At 37.0% G+C, this 16,015-nt stretch carries 15 protein-coding genes, 1 riboswitch and 1 other annotated feature; all 15 genes read right to left on the bottom strand.

Annotated features, from left to right (window positions below; translation table 11 throughout):
• Positions 1–15: 15 nt before the first annotated feature.
• Positions 16–993 carry a porphobilinogen synthase gene (gene hemB / locus CD138_RS09350; RefSeq protein ID WP_019169482.1) on the bottom strand — a complete coding sequence of 326 codons (978 nt, stop codon included), beginning with the start codon at positions 991–993 and terminating at the stop codon, positions 16–18.
• Positions 993–1,673 (bottom strand): uroporphyrinogen-III synthase, encoded by a 681-nt coding sequence (locus CD138_RS09345; RefSeq protein WP_019169481.1) that lies wholly within the window; start codon positions 1,671–1,673, stop codon positions 993–995. The genes hemB and CD138_RS09345 overlap by 1 nt, the downstream gene beginning before the upstream one ends.
• The gene (hemC, locus tag CD138_RS09340; protein ID WP_019169480.1) at positions 1,674–2,603 is read right to left on the bottom strand and encodes a hydroxymethylbilane synthase; all 930 of its coding nucleotides are present in this window, start codon (positions 2,601–2,603) and stop codon (positions 1,674–1,676) included.
• Between the two features lie 25 nt (positions 2,604–2,628).
• A complete protein-coding gene (gene ccsA / locus CD138_RS09335) occupies positions 2,629–3,300 on the bottom strand; it encodes a cytochrome c biogenesis protein CcsA (RefSeq protein ID WP_241522227.1) in 672 nt (223 codons plus the stop codon).
• A 179-nt stretch (positions 3,301–3,479) separates the two neighbouring features.
• On the bottom strand, positions 3,480–4,820 hold the full coding sequence (gene hemA, locus CD138_RS09330) for a glutamyl-tRNA reductase (RefSeq protein WP_019169478.1): 1,341 nt from the start codon (positions 4,818–4,820) through the stop codon (positions 3,480–3,482).
• Positions 4,821–4,973: 153 nt separating this feature from the next.
• Complete coding sequence (gene yihA / locus CD138_RS09325) at positions 4,974–5,570, bottom strand: ribosome biogenesis GTP-binding protein YihA/YsxC (protein ID WP_019169477.1); 597 nt, start codon at positions 5,568–5,570, stop codon at positions 4,974–4,976.
• Positions 5,571–5,806: 236 nt separating this feature from the next.
• Complete coding sequence (clpX, locus tag CD138_RS09320) at positions 5,807–7,069, bottom strand: ATP-dependent Clp protease ATP-binding subunit ClpX (protein WP_019169476.1); 1,263 nt, start codon at positions 7,067–7,069, stop codon at positions 5,807–5,809.
• A gap of 580 nt (positions 7,070–7,649) precedes the next feature.
• On the bottom strand, positions 7,650–8,966 hold the full coding sequence (gene tig / locus CD138_RS09315; RefSeq protein WP_019169475.1) for a trigger factor: 1,317 nt from the start codon (positions 8,964–8,966) through the stop codon (positions 7,650–7,652).
• Positions 8,967–9,053: 87 nt separating this feature from the next.
• Positions 9,054–9,977, bottom strand: coding sequence for a hypothetical protein (locus CD138_RS09310; protein ID WP_019169474.1), 924 nt, complete (start codon positions 9,975–9,977; stop codon positions 9,054–9,056).
• A gap of 9 nt (positions 9,978–9,986) precedes the next feature.
• Positions 9,987–10,598, bottom strand: a complete 612-nt coding sequence (locus tag CD138_RS09305) for an NUDIX domain-containing protein (protein WP_019169473.1) — start codon at positions 10,596–10,598, stop codon at positions 9,987–9,989.
• A gap of 109 nt (positions 10,599–10,707) precedes the next feature.
• Positions 10,708–11,064, bottom strand: a complete 357-nt coding sequence (rplT, locus tag CD138_RS09300; RefSeq protein WP_016425302.1) for a 50S ribosomal protein L20 — start codon at positions 11,062–11,064, stop codon at positions 10,708–10,710.
• Positions 11,065–11,138: 74 nt separating this feature from the next.
• Positions 11,139–11,339: a 50S ribosomal protein L35 gene (rpmI, locus tag CD138_RS09295; RefSeq protein WP_014613694.1), complete on the bottom strand. Its 201-nt coding sequence runs from the start codon at positions 11,337–11,339 to the stop codon at positions 11,139–11,141.
• 26 nt (positions 11,340–11,365) lie between these two features.
• Positions 11,366–11,893 carry a translation initiation factor IF-3 gene (infC, locus tag CD138_RS09290; RefSeq protein ID WP_033193871.1) on the bottom strand — a complete coding sequence of 176 codons (528 nt, stop codon included), beginning with the start codon at positions 11,891–11,893 and terminating at the stop codon, positions 11,366–11,368.
• 24 nt (positions 11,894–11,917) lie between these two features.
• Positions 11,918–12,054, bottom strand: a sequence feature (ribosomal protein L20 leader region).
• Between the two features lie 41 nt (positions 12,055–12,095).
• Positions 12,096–13,604, bottom strand: coding sequence for an amino acid permease (locus tag CD138_RS09285; RefSeq protein ID WP_019169471.1), 1,509 nt, complete (start codon positions 13,602–13,604; stop codon positions 12,096–12,098).
• A 135-nt stretch (positions 13,605–13,739) separates the two neighbouring features.
• Positions 13,740–13,911, bottom strand: a riboswitch (Lysine riboswitch).
• Between the two features lie 60 nt (positions 13,912–13,971).
• A complete protein-coding gene (gene thrS, locus CD138_RS09280) occupies positions 13,972–15,909 on the bottom strand; it encodes a threonine--tRNA ligase (RefSeq protein WP_019169470.1) in 1,938 nt (645 codons plus the stop codon).
• Positions 15,910–16,015: the final 106 nt, after the last annotated feature.

The raw sequence follows: 16,015 nt of genomic DNA, 5'->3' as shown, positions 1-16,015 counted from the left end.
AATTGTCGCCTCCTATTATTGTTGATCTAAATATTGACAAATATCTTTCGCAAAGTAAGTGATGATCATGTCTGCACCTGCACGCTTCATAGAGACCATTTGTTCCATAACGACTTTCTCTTCGTCAATCCAACCATTTAATGCTGCTGCTTTTGTCATACTGTACTCACCGCTCACATTGTAGGCAATAATGGGTATATTGCTATTGTTGCGTACATCACGAATAATATCAAGGTAGCTTAATGCTGGTTTGACAATCATCATATCCGCACCCTCGTTTAAATCCGATTCCAATTCACGTAATGCTTCAAGACGATTTGCTGGGTCCATTTGATACGTTTTACGATCGCCAAATGACGGTGCAGATTCTGCGGCATCACGGAATGGACCGAAAAAGCTTGAGGCATATTTGATTCCATAACTCATAATTGGAATGTGATAGTAACCTGCTTCATCTAAACCTTCGCGAATCGCTGCCACAAAGCCATCCATCATATTACTTGGTGCGATAATATCTGCGCCCGCCTTCACTTGAGAAATGGCCGTTTGAACGAGAAACGGTAATGTTTGATCATTATCGACATCATGTGTATGTGGGTCAATGACTCCACAATGACCATGATCCGTATATTCACATAAACATGTATCGGCAAGAATTAATAAATCATCATACATTGACTTCGCTAAACGTGTCGCTTTTTGAATAATACCATCATCAATAAAAGCGCCTGTACCACATGCATCTTTTTCATTCGGAATACCAAAGAACATAATCGCACGAATGCCTAAATCATATGCTGCTTTCAATTCTTCATGGAGCAAGTTTAAGCTGATTTGATATACACCAGGTAAAGATTTAATCTCTGTTTTAACATCATCTTTTTCTACTACAAAAATAGGGTAAATCAAATCTTCTTTTCTTACATGTGTTTCTCTCACCATATCGCGCATCACTTTTGATGAACGTAATCGTCTATGTCTATCAAATTTCATTATTGAACCCTCTCTTCTAATATTTTAGTCACCATTGCTTCTAATGTTTGTATGTCAGCCATAGAACATGAAAAGCCATAATCTTGAATTTGTCGTGCTGTTTGTTGACCGATTGCATAATAACGATTGAAGTTTTGTGGTGGATCGTTTTCAAAAAATGCTTTCACAGCTGAAGCACTGGCAAAAGTCAATGCATGCACTTGTCCCGCTTCAATAAGTACTTGCACCTGTCTAACATTTTCTATTAATGTGCGCGGTCTATACAAGTCAATTTTTTCGACATCGCATCCACGTGTTCGCAAAGTCTCATGGAGTAACGGCCGCGCATGCTGACTTGATGGAATCAATATTCGCTGTCCTTTTTGAGTTGGAAATGCATTAAGAAAGCCTTCTTGTGAATAATCTGTTGGATAGAAATCAACTTGCAACCCTTGTTCCTCACAATATGCTTTCGTTTTAGCGCCGATCACTGCTAATTTCTTAAAGTCTATCCTCTTTAAATAAGGTTGAAAATGTGTAACGGCATTTTTAGATGTAAAAACAAGCCAATCATAGTGAAGACTTAGCACTGCTTGATCAAAAGGAAGCGGTTCAGTCGTCACAAATGGAAGATGAACGATACGAGCGCGTTGATCAATATAACGTTGTGTTTGGGTCATCACTACAATAGGCTTCAACATTTACACCTCTTTCTCATTTAAAGCTTGAATAATTTTATCCGCACCTTGAGATTTAAGGACACGACTCACTTCACTACCCACTTCAACTGGATTTTGACCTGAAAATGTGTATTCAAATCTTTGTTTACCATCTGGAGACATGATCAAACCGGTAAATTGAATCTCTGAATCATTTTTACGCGTTGCATAGCCCCCTATTGGCACTTGACAACTCCCATTCATTTCTTTTAAAAACGTTCGCTCAGCTGTCACACATGCAGCAACATCTTCATTATGTACTTTTGCGAGTAATGCTAATAATTCTTCATCATCAGCACGGCATTCAATACCGAGCGCACCTTGACCAATAGCAGGTACGAGTAACGCTTCATCTAAATAAGTCGTCACTATATCATCAGACCAACCCATGCGTTTCAATCCAGCTGCTGCCAAAATAATCGCATCATAATCTTCTGTTTCTAACTTTTTCAATCGTGTATCTATATTTCCTCTAATCCATTTGATTTCGAGATTAGGATATTTCGCTAAAATTTGAGCACCTCGTCTTAAGGAACTTGTCCCAATAATACTGCCATCTGGAAGTTCTTCCAACGGGATATGATTTTTTGAAATGAAAGCATCATATGGATTTTCACGATCGGGAATACACCCCAAAGTAAGGCCATCAGGCAATTCACTCGGAACATCTTTTAACGAATGAATCGCCAAATCAATGTCTCCACTAAATAATTCATTTTGTATCTCTTTGACGAATAACCCTTTGCCACCCACTTTAGATAATTGGCGATCTACAATTTGATCCCCTTTTGTTACAATTTCCTTAATTTCGATATCTAAAGTAGGATCGACTTCTTTTAAACGATCTATGAATTGTTGGCTTTGAGTCAATGCGAGCTGACTTCTTCTTGAGCCGACGATAAGTTTACGCATAGCGCTTTCCTCCAATTAAAATAAGTTAAACTCCGGTCCATTGGTGAAATGTTGATAATTGTGTCACCACGACTAAATTCATCATACAGCATAAAAATAACACAATATTGAGATTCATTAAAAACGACTGCTTAAATCGACGCGTCAATCTTAATGCAATAAAAATAGAATACGCGAAAAAAATGATAATTGACGATATCACTTTTAAGTCTAAAAAGATGCCATAACCAATGGATACCATGCCCCATTGAATGCCTAAAACGAGACTAATAAACATAAATATGACACCCATTAAAGAACTATAAAACACTAATTTTTCAAGTGTTGCAATACTACTCATTCTAAAGAAATTTTGTGTAAACCGCTTCTCTTTTAAATTTCGATACTGTATTAAATAAATAATCGCATTCACAAATGCAACTGCGAAAATCACATAACTCAACAATGCAAGTGAAATGTGGAAAAATAGTAATTCATTCAAAGCTGTGAGACGCGCGCCATCAAGTTTAAATTGTCTCGGATGGAACGTATGGATCGTCATAAATACAAAACCTATCACATTTAAAAAGGCGATCATAAATTCAGAATGTCGCAACACAGACAGCACAAAGGTAATTGTCAAAATCAACCACGTTAATACATAAAAACTTTCTATTAAAGAGGTTAAAGGGAGTTGCTTTTGCCATATAATAAACATAGTTAAAGAGATTGTTTGACAAAACCAAACAATCCCTAAAGCATAGAACCCTATATTTTGTAGACGATAATTCTTTTGAAACACATCTATTATCAAACACACCATACTGATTAAATAAATCAATAAAATGATTTCATGAAAACGTATGAAAAACGCTTCTTCCATAGCATCACCGTTCTTTAAGTTTCTATACTGAGTAATCTTTCTTTTAACACAGATTTTTTCTTTTCAATCGCTTGTGCTTTATAATCTGCTTCAACTTCTAAATCAAAAATTTCTTGGAAAAGTGCCAACTTCGCATCCGCATGCTTGTCATCACTAATCTCTTTGGCTTGTTTGATTGGATCTTTTAACATTTGATTAATGATGCTCTTCGTATGCTTTGAAATCACTTTGCGTTCACGCTCTGACATGTTGGGTAATTTACGACAAATGCTATCCATCGTATCTTGTTGAATTTGCATTGCTTTTTCTCGTAACGCACGAATGACCGGAACGACACCGAGCATACGTACCCATTCATTATGCTTGTCAATTTCATTTGGAATACGTGCTGCAATTTGTTCTGCTGCCAGTTGACGTTCACGTAAGTTCGCATCAACAAGACCTTTTAAATCATCGACATCATAAATAAACAACTCTGAATGCGACACATCTTCAGGTTCAATATCTCTTGGTACAGCAATATCAATCATGACTTTTTGAGATGATTTTGAAACGCTTTGGCACATTTCTAACATCTCTTTTGTAATAATAAATTGTTCTGCACTCGTTGAACTGATTACGATATCCGCCGAAACGATAGCTTCTCCTAATGCCGCCCAGTTACCGACCTGAACGCCATGCTTGTCTGCTAAAGCTTGTGCACGGGATAATGTACGGTTAATGACTGTAATATGATTCACGCCTGCACCTTTTAAGTTTAATACAGCTAATTCAGCCATTTCACCCGCACCAATGACTAAAGCATGTGTTTTATTCATTTTGCCGAACATTTTTTTCGCCAGTTCAACTGCACCATATGACACACTAATTGTATTATCAGCAATATCGGTTTCATGATGTGCCTTTTTACTAAATGTAATGGCTTGTTTAAACAATTCATTAAAAATCGCACCTGTTGTCCCCGCTTCTTGTGCTGTGAAAAATGCATCTCTCATTTGACCTAAAATTTGCGTTTCACCTAATACAATCGAGTCTAAGCCAGCAGTGACTCTGAACAGATGTTCAATCGCTTCATCTTCAGTCTTCACTTCAGAGATTGTTTTAATGTCATCTACTTCAAAATTAAATTGTCGTGCTAGAAATCTTTGAATATAGTAACGACCCGTATGAATTTGATCAACGACCGCATACACTTCAGTACGGTTACACGTTGATAAAATCACGTTTTCTAAAATGGATTTCGTCTCGAACAATGCTTCGTGTACGTGTGTCATATTCTCTTCTTGAAATGAAAGTTTTTCACGACATGCCACATCAGCTGTTCGATGATTCACACTAACTGCTATTAAGTACATGCTTATGCCCCCATATATTCTACAATGACTACATTATAACATAGATTAGAGTCATTCTAATTAAAAATGCATAATCATGATGAGAATTTTAAACGACTTTCCAAATTTTTGACATAATTAGCATCGTGCATGATTTTCATCTAGTGAAATGGGTTAATCTTGCTCAATAAATGCACTAATAGCTGCCCAAATTTGATCTTGTTTCTTTTTCTCAATTGATGAGTAACTAATAATTTGATCGCCTGGGTCTAATTCTAGTTTCTCTTTAATGACTTTTATATGTTTTTGCACTTTACCTTTAGGGATTTTGTCTTCTTTCGTTGCAATAATGAGCGTAGGTATATCATAGTATTTCAAAAAGTCATACATTAACACATCATCTTCCGTCGGTGGATGACGTAAATCGACTAATTGAATTACAAGTTTTAATGCTTCTCGTGAAGTGATATACGTTTCGATCATTTTACCGAAAGCTTCACGTTGCTTTTTACTTACTTTTGCATAACCGTAGCCCGGAACATCGACAAAAATCAATTGGTTATCAATGTTAAAAAAGTTTAAAGTTTGTGTTTTACCAGGTTGTTGAGACGTTCTCGCCATATTTTTTCGACCAATCATACTATTAATGAATGTCGACTTGCCAACATTTGAACGGCCACTTAATGCAACTTCAGGCAAACCTAATTCTGGATATTGCTCTGGTTTAACAGCACTTATTAAAATGTCTACTTCATTTGGGTTGATTTTCATCAATTTTGCACCTCTTTTATGTATCATCATACTCTTTTTAGATTACCTTAAATGCTCGAAGTTTTTCAACAAATGTTCGGTTATACGCGCTTAAAATAATGATGATTTAATTTTTTTCACATTTGTTATTTTATCGTCATAAAAAATAAAAAGGCTGAGTCATAATCCGACCTGATTACGTAACTCAGCCTTTTTTAATTAATCACGCTCAATCGTTCGATGACTGAACCGTGATTTTATGCAGATGTTTTAGTTGTATTCACAAGATTACCTTCAGCGTCGTAGAGTTCAGGTTCTGTTTCATTTACAATAGTATCTTTTGTAATGACAACTTTAGCGACGTTTTCTGTAGAAGGAATGTCATACATAATATCAATTAAAGCTTCTTCAATAATTGAACGCAATCCACGTGCACCCGTTTTTCTTTCGATAGCTTTTTCGCTAATTGCTTCTAATGCTTCGTCAGTGAATTCTAGTGCAACATCGTCTAACTCAAGCATCTTAGTGTACTGTTTAACTAATGCATTTTTAGGTTGCGTTAAAATATTTTTCAAGGCCTCAACATCGAGTGTTTCAAGGTTTGCAACGATTGGTACACGTCCAATAAACTCAGGGATTAAGCCATAAGTTTGTAAATCTTCTGGACGGATTTGCTCTAATAAACTTGCTTCGTCATAATTAGACGCTTCATTACTAGCAAAACCAATCACTTTTTCACCGAGACGACGTTTAATGACTTCATTAATACCATCAAACGCACCACCAAGAATAAATAAGATATTTGTCGTATCGATTTGAATAAACTCTTGGTTCGGATGTTTACGTCCACCTTGTGGCGGCACACTTGCTGTTGTACCTTCTAAAATTTTAAGCAGCGCTTGTTGTACACCTTCACCTGAAACGTCACGTGTAATTGACGTGTTTTCTGACTTGCGGGCAATTTTATCAATTTCATCGACATAGATAATGCCTTTTTCTGCTTTATCAATGTCAAAATCAGCAGCTTGGATTAAACGCAGTAAGATGTTTTCAACGTCTTCACCCACGTAGCCTGCCTCTGTAAGACTTGTTGCATCCGCAATAGCGAAAGGCACATTTAACGTACGTGCTAGCGTTTGTGCGAGCAATGTCTTACCACTACCTGTTGGTCCAATTAAAGCGACGTTACTTTTTTGTAGTTCAACATCATCGTCTTTAGGCCCAAGTTGTTGCACACGTTTGTAGTGATTATAAACCGCTACTGCCAATGATTTTTTCGCTTTTTCTTGACCAATGACATAACTATTTAATTGGTCCATAATTTCTTTTGGTGTTGGTAATTCAGTGAGTTCTTCTGCTTGTTGTTGATTTAATTCTTCTTCAACGATTTCTGCACATAGCTCAATACATTCATTACAAATATAAACACCGCTACCTGCTACCAATTTTTTAACTTGGTCTTGATCTTTACCACAGAAAGAACATTTTAAGTTTTCTTCATCATCATTGAATTTAAACATACTTTATTACACCCCTGTTCTTTTACGACTATACTAGAAAGCATTCTATTACGCAAATAGAGACTATTTCAAGTTTTTTGCATTTTACACAATTCAACACAAAAAATGTGAGTTTTGTTCGCTCCAGTAAAAGTCATCCTCAACTTCTGTATCTCATCTATTTTAATTTGTAGTGTCTTCATAAAGTTTCATACCAACGCTTCATCCAACAAAAGATACACTCAAACTTGTTGAATGAACTTCCCCAAGCTTGCCGTTAATATACTAAGTGCTAGAGAGATAAAAATCAAATCATATGCAAAGATACATTAGCACAGCCGTTTGATAAGATGTTGTCATAAATACTAAGCGGAGTGCGGTTGTTATCAAACGACTAACATTTGACTTCAACAACCCACCCCGGTTGAGTTCACATCATATTAAAATACATCATGACGAAACGGTTCATTGAGCGTTGTGTAGCAGAACCACACATCACTTTCGATTGATGTGCGGTCCCACTGCAAAACTTTCATTAAATTTTATCATTCAAAATTAATATGAAAGTTTACAATATGACGCATTATCATCATATGCGTGCTTAAGCTTCTTCTTTGTTGTCTTCTGAAGTACTTTCAACTAATTTCGCTTCGTTTACTAATAAGTCAATCACTTTTTTCACGCGAACATCGTTTTTAACAATGTCAGTGTTACCAAGTGTTTGTTTAATATCTTCTACAGAGATGTTAAATTGTTCGCTCATTGTTTCTAGCTCTTTATCAACATCTTCATCAGTTACTTCAATATTTTCTGCATCTGCAATTGCAGCTAAAGTTAAGTTTGTTTTCACACGTAACTCAGCATCTTCTTTCATTTGTTCACGTAAATCATCTTCTGATTGACCTGAAATTTGGAAGTAAGTGTTTAAATCTAAACCTTGTTGTTGGATACGTTGTGCAAATTCGCTCATCATACGATCTTGTTCTGTACGTACCATAGCTTCTGGAATATCGATTGTCGCATTGTCAGTTGCTAAAGTAATTGCTTCCTCTTTTTGTGCATTTTCAGCATCTGTTTTCTTTTGTTCTTCAAGTTGTTGACGTAAGTTTGCTTTGAATTCTTCTACATTGTTTGCATTAGAATCTAATTCACTTGCAAGCTCATCATCTAATTCTGGTACTTCTTTAGCTTTAATTTCGTTAATTTTTGTTTTAAATACTGCAGGTTTACCAGCTAATTCTTCTGCATGGTATTCTTCTGGGAATGTCACTTCGACATCTTTTTCTTCTCCAACTTTTAAGCCTACAAGTTGTGCTTCGAAACCAGGAATGAACATACCTGAACCGATTTCTAAGTCGTATCCTTCAGCTTGACCGCCTTCGAATTGTTCACCATCAACATAACCATCGAAGTCTAAGTTCACTGTGTCGCCTTCTTCAACTTGACCGTCTTCTTTAACAACCATATCAGTCATTGCGTCAAGACGTTGTTCTACTGCATTGTTGAATTCTTCTTCAGTTACTTCAGTGTCTTGTTTTTCGATTTCTAAACCTTTGTAGTCACCTAATTGTACTTCAGGTTCAACGATGACAGTTGCATCAAATGTAAATGGTTGACCTTTTTCAATTTGTGTCACTTCAATTTCAGGTTGATCTACTGGATTAATACCCGCTTCTAGAACAGCCTCACTGTAAGCTTTTGGTAATAAGATGTCTACTGCATCTTGATACAAAGCTTCTACGCCAAAACGTTGTTCAAAAATTTGACGCGGTACTTTCCCTTTACGGAAACCAGGTACATTAAGTTGTTTTACCACTTTTTTGAAAGCTTGATCTAAAGCTTTATCTACTTCTTCTGCAGGTACGGATACTTGTAATAATCCTTCGTTACCTTCTTTTTTTTCCCAAGTTGCTGTCATGTATAAAAACCTCCATGATTTATCATTTTTAAAATTTTTCAACTTCTTTATTATAACATAGGTTGACTTTGTTTGAAATAATGAGACCTATGTATTTAACGATTTTATGAGTTTAAATATCTCTATGTGTGATGAATCTACACTGACTTCGTTACCCATGAGCTGATGGAAATATGCAATATAAGCTTCACGCCACATCTCTACAGTCCCATAGTCTAAAATATTGACTGGATAAAGCATCACGTTATTTGTATTGAGTAAAATATAGGCTTCTTGTGCAAGAGCGGGTATCTCGACTTCTAATGCATCAATTACTGTTGGCAACAATTGACTTCTAAAGACTGTTTCTTCAATACCCGGTAGCGTTGCTGGTATCACTTGTATTTGACGGAAGTTTTTATCTACTGTAATACGCTGATTGTATTCAGCAAAACGCAAATATTCTAGCATTAAACTTTGAACACTTGATACGATAGGCTCATGAACTAACAAGTAGGCCATTGTTTCACCAAATTGATAGGCACGATCATCAATTAATGTCAGCACTAATTGCGTTTGATCATAATGACTTAGCTCAGTAAAACGCTGTAATCGGTGCAGCATATAATCTTGTCGTTCATCCAATTTAGATTGCGCTTGATTTTTAAAAGGCAACAATATCATTCGTGTTTCATGCGCATCAACTTCATCGAGCACTTGTTCCACCATTTCAACCGTTGCTTTATATTGCTCTAAGGCATATAAGCTTTTAATGTAATACACGATAAAAGTATCATACGGCGGAAAACCTTGCATCATTAAAATGTTAGCTTCTTCTTTTAGTTCAAGATAAGCACCGAGTTGCCATAATACATCGCATTTTAATACTGCCAGTTCAGAAGTTAATTCAAAATGGCGTTCGTACGCATTGAAATGGTCATAGACATGTTCGTATTGTTCTTTGTCGAATGCTTCTGTAATATCCTGTATTAATTTTTCTTTGAGCTTAGGAAACGGAATGATATCAGTCATCAAACTCACCTATTTCAACTGTTCTAATATTAACGCGCTCCATGATTCGAATACGCTGGTATCATTGATTTGGCTTATTGGCTGCCATTGAATCTTTAGCGTATCTGTTTCACGTACTTCGACATCTTGTTGTTGAACTTTCACTTTAAAAACAACACCGATATGGACTTGACCTACTTCATTATGATCATCATTAATAAAGCCAATAAATTCAAGCGGTGTTTCATCGTCAATTTTAATACCAATTTCTTCTTCAAGTTCTCGACTTGCATTCGTTTTAATTACTTCATCAATATTGCGCGCTTCAGGTACATCATTCATATGGCCGCCAACACCGATAGATGCGTTGCCATGAAGTCGTGCCTCTCCGCCACCGGATAATCGTTCATAGACAAGTAATTCATCATGCTCGTTTTCAATCAAGCAATAACTAATCAATTGTTTAAAACTCGGATCTTCTTCCATATCACCGCGTCTTTTCACTTCATATTGAGAGAGCTTTTCATATATTTTTTGACCGTTCTCTTCGGATTGATCTAAAAACCCATTAAATGCGAGCGCCTCTTCTTCAAATAATAGACGACGTGGGACTACAGTAATTTGTTCATCAAATTTTGACATTGTGAGCTCCTTTTATTCGTTTTTTATATCGTAACAAAAGAAACGAATGATGGTAAAGTCATAATGAAAAAGAGTTGGCGCGTCACAATAGACCCCAACTCTTTCTCTACTATTTTAAAGCTGCTTTAGCTTGGTTTACTAATTCAGCAAATGCTTTCTCATCTGAGATAGCGATTTCTGATAACATTTTACGGTTGATGTCGATACCCGCTTGTTTTAAACCGTTCATTAAACGAGAATAACTCATGTCATGTTGACGTGCAGCCGCATTGATACGTGTAATCCATAATTTACGGAAATCACGTTTTCTTTGACGACGGTCACGGAATGCATATTGACCTGATTTCATAACTTGTTGTTTTGCAACTTTATATAATGTGCTTTTCGCACCGAAGTAACCTTTAGCTAATTTGATTGTCTTTTTACGACGCGCTCTTGTTACTGTTCCACCTTTAACACGTGGCATAATAAATTCCTCCTTTTATCTCTACGGTATGCGTTTCTGTCATACCTCTCACATATTTTCGTACTTTAGAATGATTATTTAACGTATGTTAATAATTGTTTTACGCGTTTTGCATCACTTTTTGATACTAATGAAGCTTTACGTAATTGACGCTTTTGCTTTGTTGATTTGTTAGCGAATAAGTGTGAAGTGTAAGCTCTAGAACGTTTAAGTTGACCAGATCCAGTTCTTTTTACACGTTTCGCAGCTCCGCGGTGGGTTTTCATTTTAGGCATGATGTTTTCCTCCTATTATCACTTTTTTATTTTTCATTGATTGGGGCTAACATAAGGAACATTTGACGACCTTCCATTTTCGGCTTTTGCTCGATTGTTGCAAGATCTTGACACGCTTCAGTATATCGCTCTAACACGCGTTGTCCAATTTCTTTATGCGTAATCGCACGCCCTCTAAAACGAATTGAAACTTTAACTTTGTCACCTTTCGTTAAGAACTTGCGTCCGTTTTTCAGCTTCGTATTGAAGTCGTGTTCTTCAATAGTTGGGCTTAAACGAATTTCTTTAACGTTGATGATTTTTTGTTTCTTCTTCATTTCTTTTTCTTTTTTCTGTTGCTCGAATTTGTATTTGCCGTAATCCATAATACGAGCAACGGGTGGTTTAGCATTTGGCGCGACAACGACTACATCCAAACCAAGTCGATCTGCCATTTCCAATGCTTCATTTTTAGATTTCAATCCCAATTGGTCACCATTTTGTCCGATGACACGTAATTCTTTTGCGCGAATCTTTTCGTTAACTTGCGTTTGATCTTTAGCTATGGTTGACACCTCCAAAAAGTTTACGAATGGTCCAAGTACGAAAAAAAGCGAGGGTTTTTAACCCCCGCTTCTCACGTCAACATGAACATACACTACATGTTTAATCGTTAACCTGCCAACAGCTTGCTGCGTCGCTACAGGTGAGAAGCGGGTAGCTTCTACTTGGTCCGTTTCGTATTCAACAGATACAATCATACCAACTTAGTGTATATTAGTCAATGCTTTTTTGAAAGTTTTTTTCAACTGTTTCCACATTTGGATCTAAGTTGACCTCTTTTAATGGAATTAATTTCGTTTTATAGCGGACTTTATGATAGATGAAGAACGCTAAAAATACTGGGATACCCATATACGTAATTAAGAAACGATTGAGTTCAAAATCGCCACCCTGAATCAAGTCGACATCCTGACCGATAATAACAATAATACAAAGTACAGCAGCAAGAATTGGACCGAATGGGAACCACTTTGCTTGATATTTTAACTTATGCACATCGTAATCCTGCGCGGCAAAAGCTTTACGGAAACGATAATGGCTCACCGCAATACCAACCCAAGCAATAAAGCCTGTTAAACCACTTGCTGCAACGATATATTCATATGCATCGCCACTGACATGTTGCAATACGAAAATCAATACAACGACTAATGCTGTAGATAGCATAGATAATATCGGTGTACCATTTTTGTTCGTACGGCTAAATACGTTAGATGCAAGACCATCTTTCCCCATTGAATACAACATACGTGTACTAGCATACATACCAGAGTTACCAGCTGATAGTACAGATGTTAAAATCACAGCATTCATAAATGAGGCAGCAAACGCGAGTCCTGCATTTTTAAAGACAAGTGTAAATGGGGAAGTCGCAATATCATCGCCGCCACCCATTAAAGCAGAAGAATTGTATGGAATGAGCATCCCAATAATAAAAATCGCTAAAATGTAAAAGAGTAAAATTCTCCAAAACACTTGCTTAATCGCTTTCGGTACGGCACGCTGAGGATTTTCAGACTCACCTGCTGTAATCCCTACTAACTCTGTACCTTGGAAAGAGAATCCAGCCACTAAGAATACGCCGAATACGACGAGTAAGCTACCACCAAAGCCGTCACCTAAAATCGGTGCATCTCCAGTTGTAAATGTGTCAAAGCCCACTGCTTGACCACCCATAATACCTAAAATAGTGAGTAAACCGACAATAATAAAGACAATCACAGTTGCTACCTTAATAAATGCAAACCAATACTCACTTTCACCATACACTTTCACAGATAGTGCATTAAGGCTAAAAATGATTACCATGAAGATACAACTCCATGCCCAAGCCGGTAAAAATTGGAGTGGTGCCCAGTATTGAATCACTTGAGCAGCAATTGTTACGTCAGCCGCTACTGTAATCACCCAGTTAAACCAATAATTCCATCCTAAAGCGAATCCCAAAGATGGATCGACAAAGCGTGTGGCATATGTACTAAATGACCCTGTAACTGGGAGGTATGTTGCCATTTCTCCGAGTGATGTCATTAAGAAGAATACCATCAAACCGATAATCGCATAACCTAATAGTGCACCTAATGGCCCTGCATCGTGAATGGCGCCTCCTGATGTCATAAACAGTCCAGTTCCAATGGCACCACCTATCGCAATCATTGAAATATGGCGGTCTTTAAGATGACGTTGAACTGCATGTTGATTTTCCGTTTTTTCATTACTCATGTTCTTAATCCTTTCCTAATTGCTTAGAGGTTAAGACAAATTGTGTGAAGCTAAACAAATTTTCAATCATTGAACCTATTAAAAAATAAAAGCAGTGATGACACCTCAGTTGATGTCACCCCTGCTCATACTTTATGAATCGGTAGCACATCACATTTGTGACAGTCTAACGCCTTTCGAACGCTAGCCCAACGAAAAATGGCGATGGTCCATTTTCGTTTCGGCAACTTTACCTTTCACATATTGGGGCTTTGTACCATCCTACAACCCAACTGCTACTCATCAAAGTTGCGCCTCTAACTCAATCAAATCGTATTATAAATTGTTTCAATTATTACTATACATGATAGCTATGGACCTATCAACATTATCTTTGCTTTTTCAAACGAATTTCGTCAACTAAGTCCCAAATGAATGTATCTTTTTCAACTGTTTTTTGATCTTTTGAACCGTATTGACGAACATTAACTTCATTATTTTCAAGTTCTTTGTCCCCGACAACCAGTTGATATGGAATTTTTTTCATTTGTGCTTCACGGATTTTATAACCCATTTTTTCATTTCGATCATCAATATGCACACGCACACCTTGAGATTTTAATTCGTCATGGATTTGTCGCGCATAATCGTAATGCAGATCGTTATTAACTGGAATAATCTCAACTTGTTGCGGTGCTAACCAAGTTGGGAATGCGCCTTTTGTTTCTTCAGTTAAAAAGGCCACAAAACGTTCCATTGTTGACACGACACCGCGGTGGATAACTACAGGTTGATGGTGTTCTCCATCTTTACCAATGTAAGTAAGTTCAAATTTTTTCGGTAATAAGAAGTCGAGTTGTGCTGTTGACAATGTTTCTTCTTTGCCCATCGCCGTTTTCACTTGAACATCCAATTTAGGACCGTAGAATGCCGCTTCACCAATCGCTTCTTCATATGGTAAGCCGAGTTCATCGACAGCTTCTTTTAACATCGCTTCAGCAGTGTTCCACATATCATCGTCGTCATAATATTTTTCTTTATCCTCTTTGTCACGATAGCTTAAACGGAATTTATAGTCTTCAAAGCCAAAGTCTTCATATACATCTAAAATCATTTCAACAACGCGTTTGAACTCTTCTTTAATTTGATCTGGTCGCACGAAAATATGTGCATCATTTAAAGTCATCCCACGAACACGCTGCAAACCAGATACAGCACCACTCGCTTCATAACGGTGCATTGTACCAAGCTCTGCAATACGAATTGGCAACTCACGATAAGAGTGTGGTTTGTTTGCATAAATCATCATATGGTGTGGACAGTTCATTGGTCTGAGTACCATTGCTTCATCTGCATCCATTTCCATTGTAGGGAACATATCTTCTTGGTAATGATCCCAGTGACCTGATGTTTTATACAAATCTACATTAGCCAATACAGGAGTGTATACATGGTCATAACCAAGGCTAATTTCTTTATCGACAATATAACGTTCGATTTCACGGCGAATTGTCGCACCATTAGGCAACCATAAAGGTAAACCTGCCCCGACAAGTTGGTTATTTGTAAACAATTCCATTTCCTTACCGATACGACGGTGGTCGCGCTCTTTTCGCTCTTCTAATAATTGAAGATGTGCTTTTAAGTCTTTTTTGTCAAAGAAGGCAGTACCGTATATACGTTGCAACATTTTATTATTGCTGTCGCCACGCCAATAAGCACCGGCAGTTGATAATAATTTAAACGCCTTAATTTTAGAAGTGCTCGGCACGTGTACACCACGACATAAATCAGTAAACTCACCTTGGCTGTACAATGTCACTTGTTCATCTTCAGGAATCGCATCAATCAATTCCATTTTATATGGATCATTTGCAAAAATAGATTTTGCTTCATCTCTTGATACGACTTGACGTTCAATTTTATGGTTTTCTTCAATGATCTGTTTCATTGTTTTTTCAATTTTTTCAAAGTCATCACTTGAAACCTTTTCGTCCATATCAAAGTCATAATAGAAACCGCCATCAATGACTGGACCGACACCAAATTTCACATCGCCGTACAAACGTTTCAACGCTTGTGCCATTAAATGTGCTGTTGAATGACGTAATACTTCTAACGCTTCATCACTACCAGGTGTAATAATTTCTAGTGCACCATCTTCTTCTAACGGACGTGTTAAGTCAACCATTTGTTGATTAAATTTACCCGCAACAGCTTTTTTTCGTAATCCCGGACTAATCGATTGCGCAATTTCTTCTGTTGTTGTACCCTTTTCAAACGCCTTTTCATTACCATCTGGGAACTTCACATTAATTTCTGCCATAATAATCCTCCATTTCACATCATTTTTGCTTAAAATTGAAGAAAATAAAAAACCCCATCCCAACAAAAGGGACGAGGTTTTCGTGTTACCACCCTAATTCGTCACA

Source organism: Staphylococcus intermedius NCTC 11048, from assembly GCF_002902385.1.
Lineage (GTDB): Bacteria > Bacillota > Bacilli > Staphylococcales > Staphylococcaceae > Staphylococcus > Staphylococcus intermedius.
This window is presented reverse-complemented; position numbering and strand designations above follow the sequence as displayed.

Excerpts from the sequence above, each read along its gene's own strand:
- hemB (WP_019169482.1), bottom strand. The coding sequence starts at position 993 with ATGAAATTTGATAGACATAGACGATTACGTTCATCAAAAGTGATGCGC.
- CD138_RS09345 (WP_019169481.1), bottom strand. The coding sequence starts at position 1,673 with ATGTTGAAGCCTATTGTAGTGATGACCCAAACACAACGTTATATTGAT.
- hemC (WP_019169480.1), bottom strand. The coding sequence starts at position 2,603 with ATGCGTAAACTTATCGTCGGCTCAAGAAGAAGTCAGCTCGCATTGACT.
- ccsA (WP_241522227.1), bottom strand. The coding sequence starts at position 3,300 with ATGTTTATTATATGGCAAAAGCAACTCCCTTTAACCTCTTTAATAGAA.
- hemA (WP_019169478.1), bottom strand. The coding sequence starts at position 4,820 with ATGTACTTAATAGCAGTTAGTGTGAATCATCGAACAGCTGATGTGGCA.
- yihA (WP_019169477.1), bottom strand. The coding sequence starts at position 5,570 with ATGAAAATCAACCCAAATGAAGTAGACATTTTAATAAGTGCTGTTAAA.
- clpX (WP_019169476.1), bottom strand. The coding sequence starts at position 7,069 with ATGTTTAAATTCAATGATGATGAAGAAAACTTAAAATGTTCTTTCTGT.
- tig (WP_019169475.1), bottom strand. The coding sequence starts at position 8,966 with ATGACAGCAACTTGGGAAAAAAAAGAAGGTAACGAAGGATTATTACAA.
- CD138_RS09310 (WP_019169474.1), bottom strand. The coding sequence starts at position 9,977 with ATGACTGATATCATTCCGTTTCCTAAGCTCAAAGAAAAATTAATACAG.
- CD138_RS09305 (WP_019169473.1), bottom strand. The coding sequence starts at position 10,598 with ATGTCAAAATTTGATGAACAAATTACTGTAGTCCCACGTCGTCTATTA.
- rplT (WP_016425302.1), bottom strand. The coding sequence starts at position 11,064 with ATGCCACGTGTTAAAGGTGGAACAGTAACAAGAGCGCGTCGTAAAAAG.
- rpmI (WP_014613694.1), bottom strand. The coding sequence starts at position 11,339 with ATGCCTAAAATGAAAACCCACCGCGGAGCTGCGAAACGTGTAAAAAGA.
- CD138_RS09285 (WP_019169471.1), bottom strand. The coding sequence starts at position 13,604 with ATGAGTAATGAAAAAACGGAAAATCAACATGCAGTTCAACGTCATCTT.
- thrS (WP_019169470.1), bottom strand. The coding sequence starts at position 15,909 with ATGGCAGAAATTAATGTGAAGTTCCCAGATGGTAATGAAAAGGCGTTT.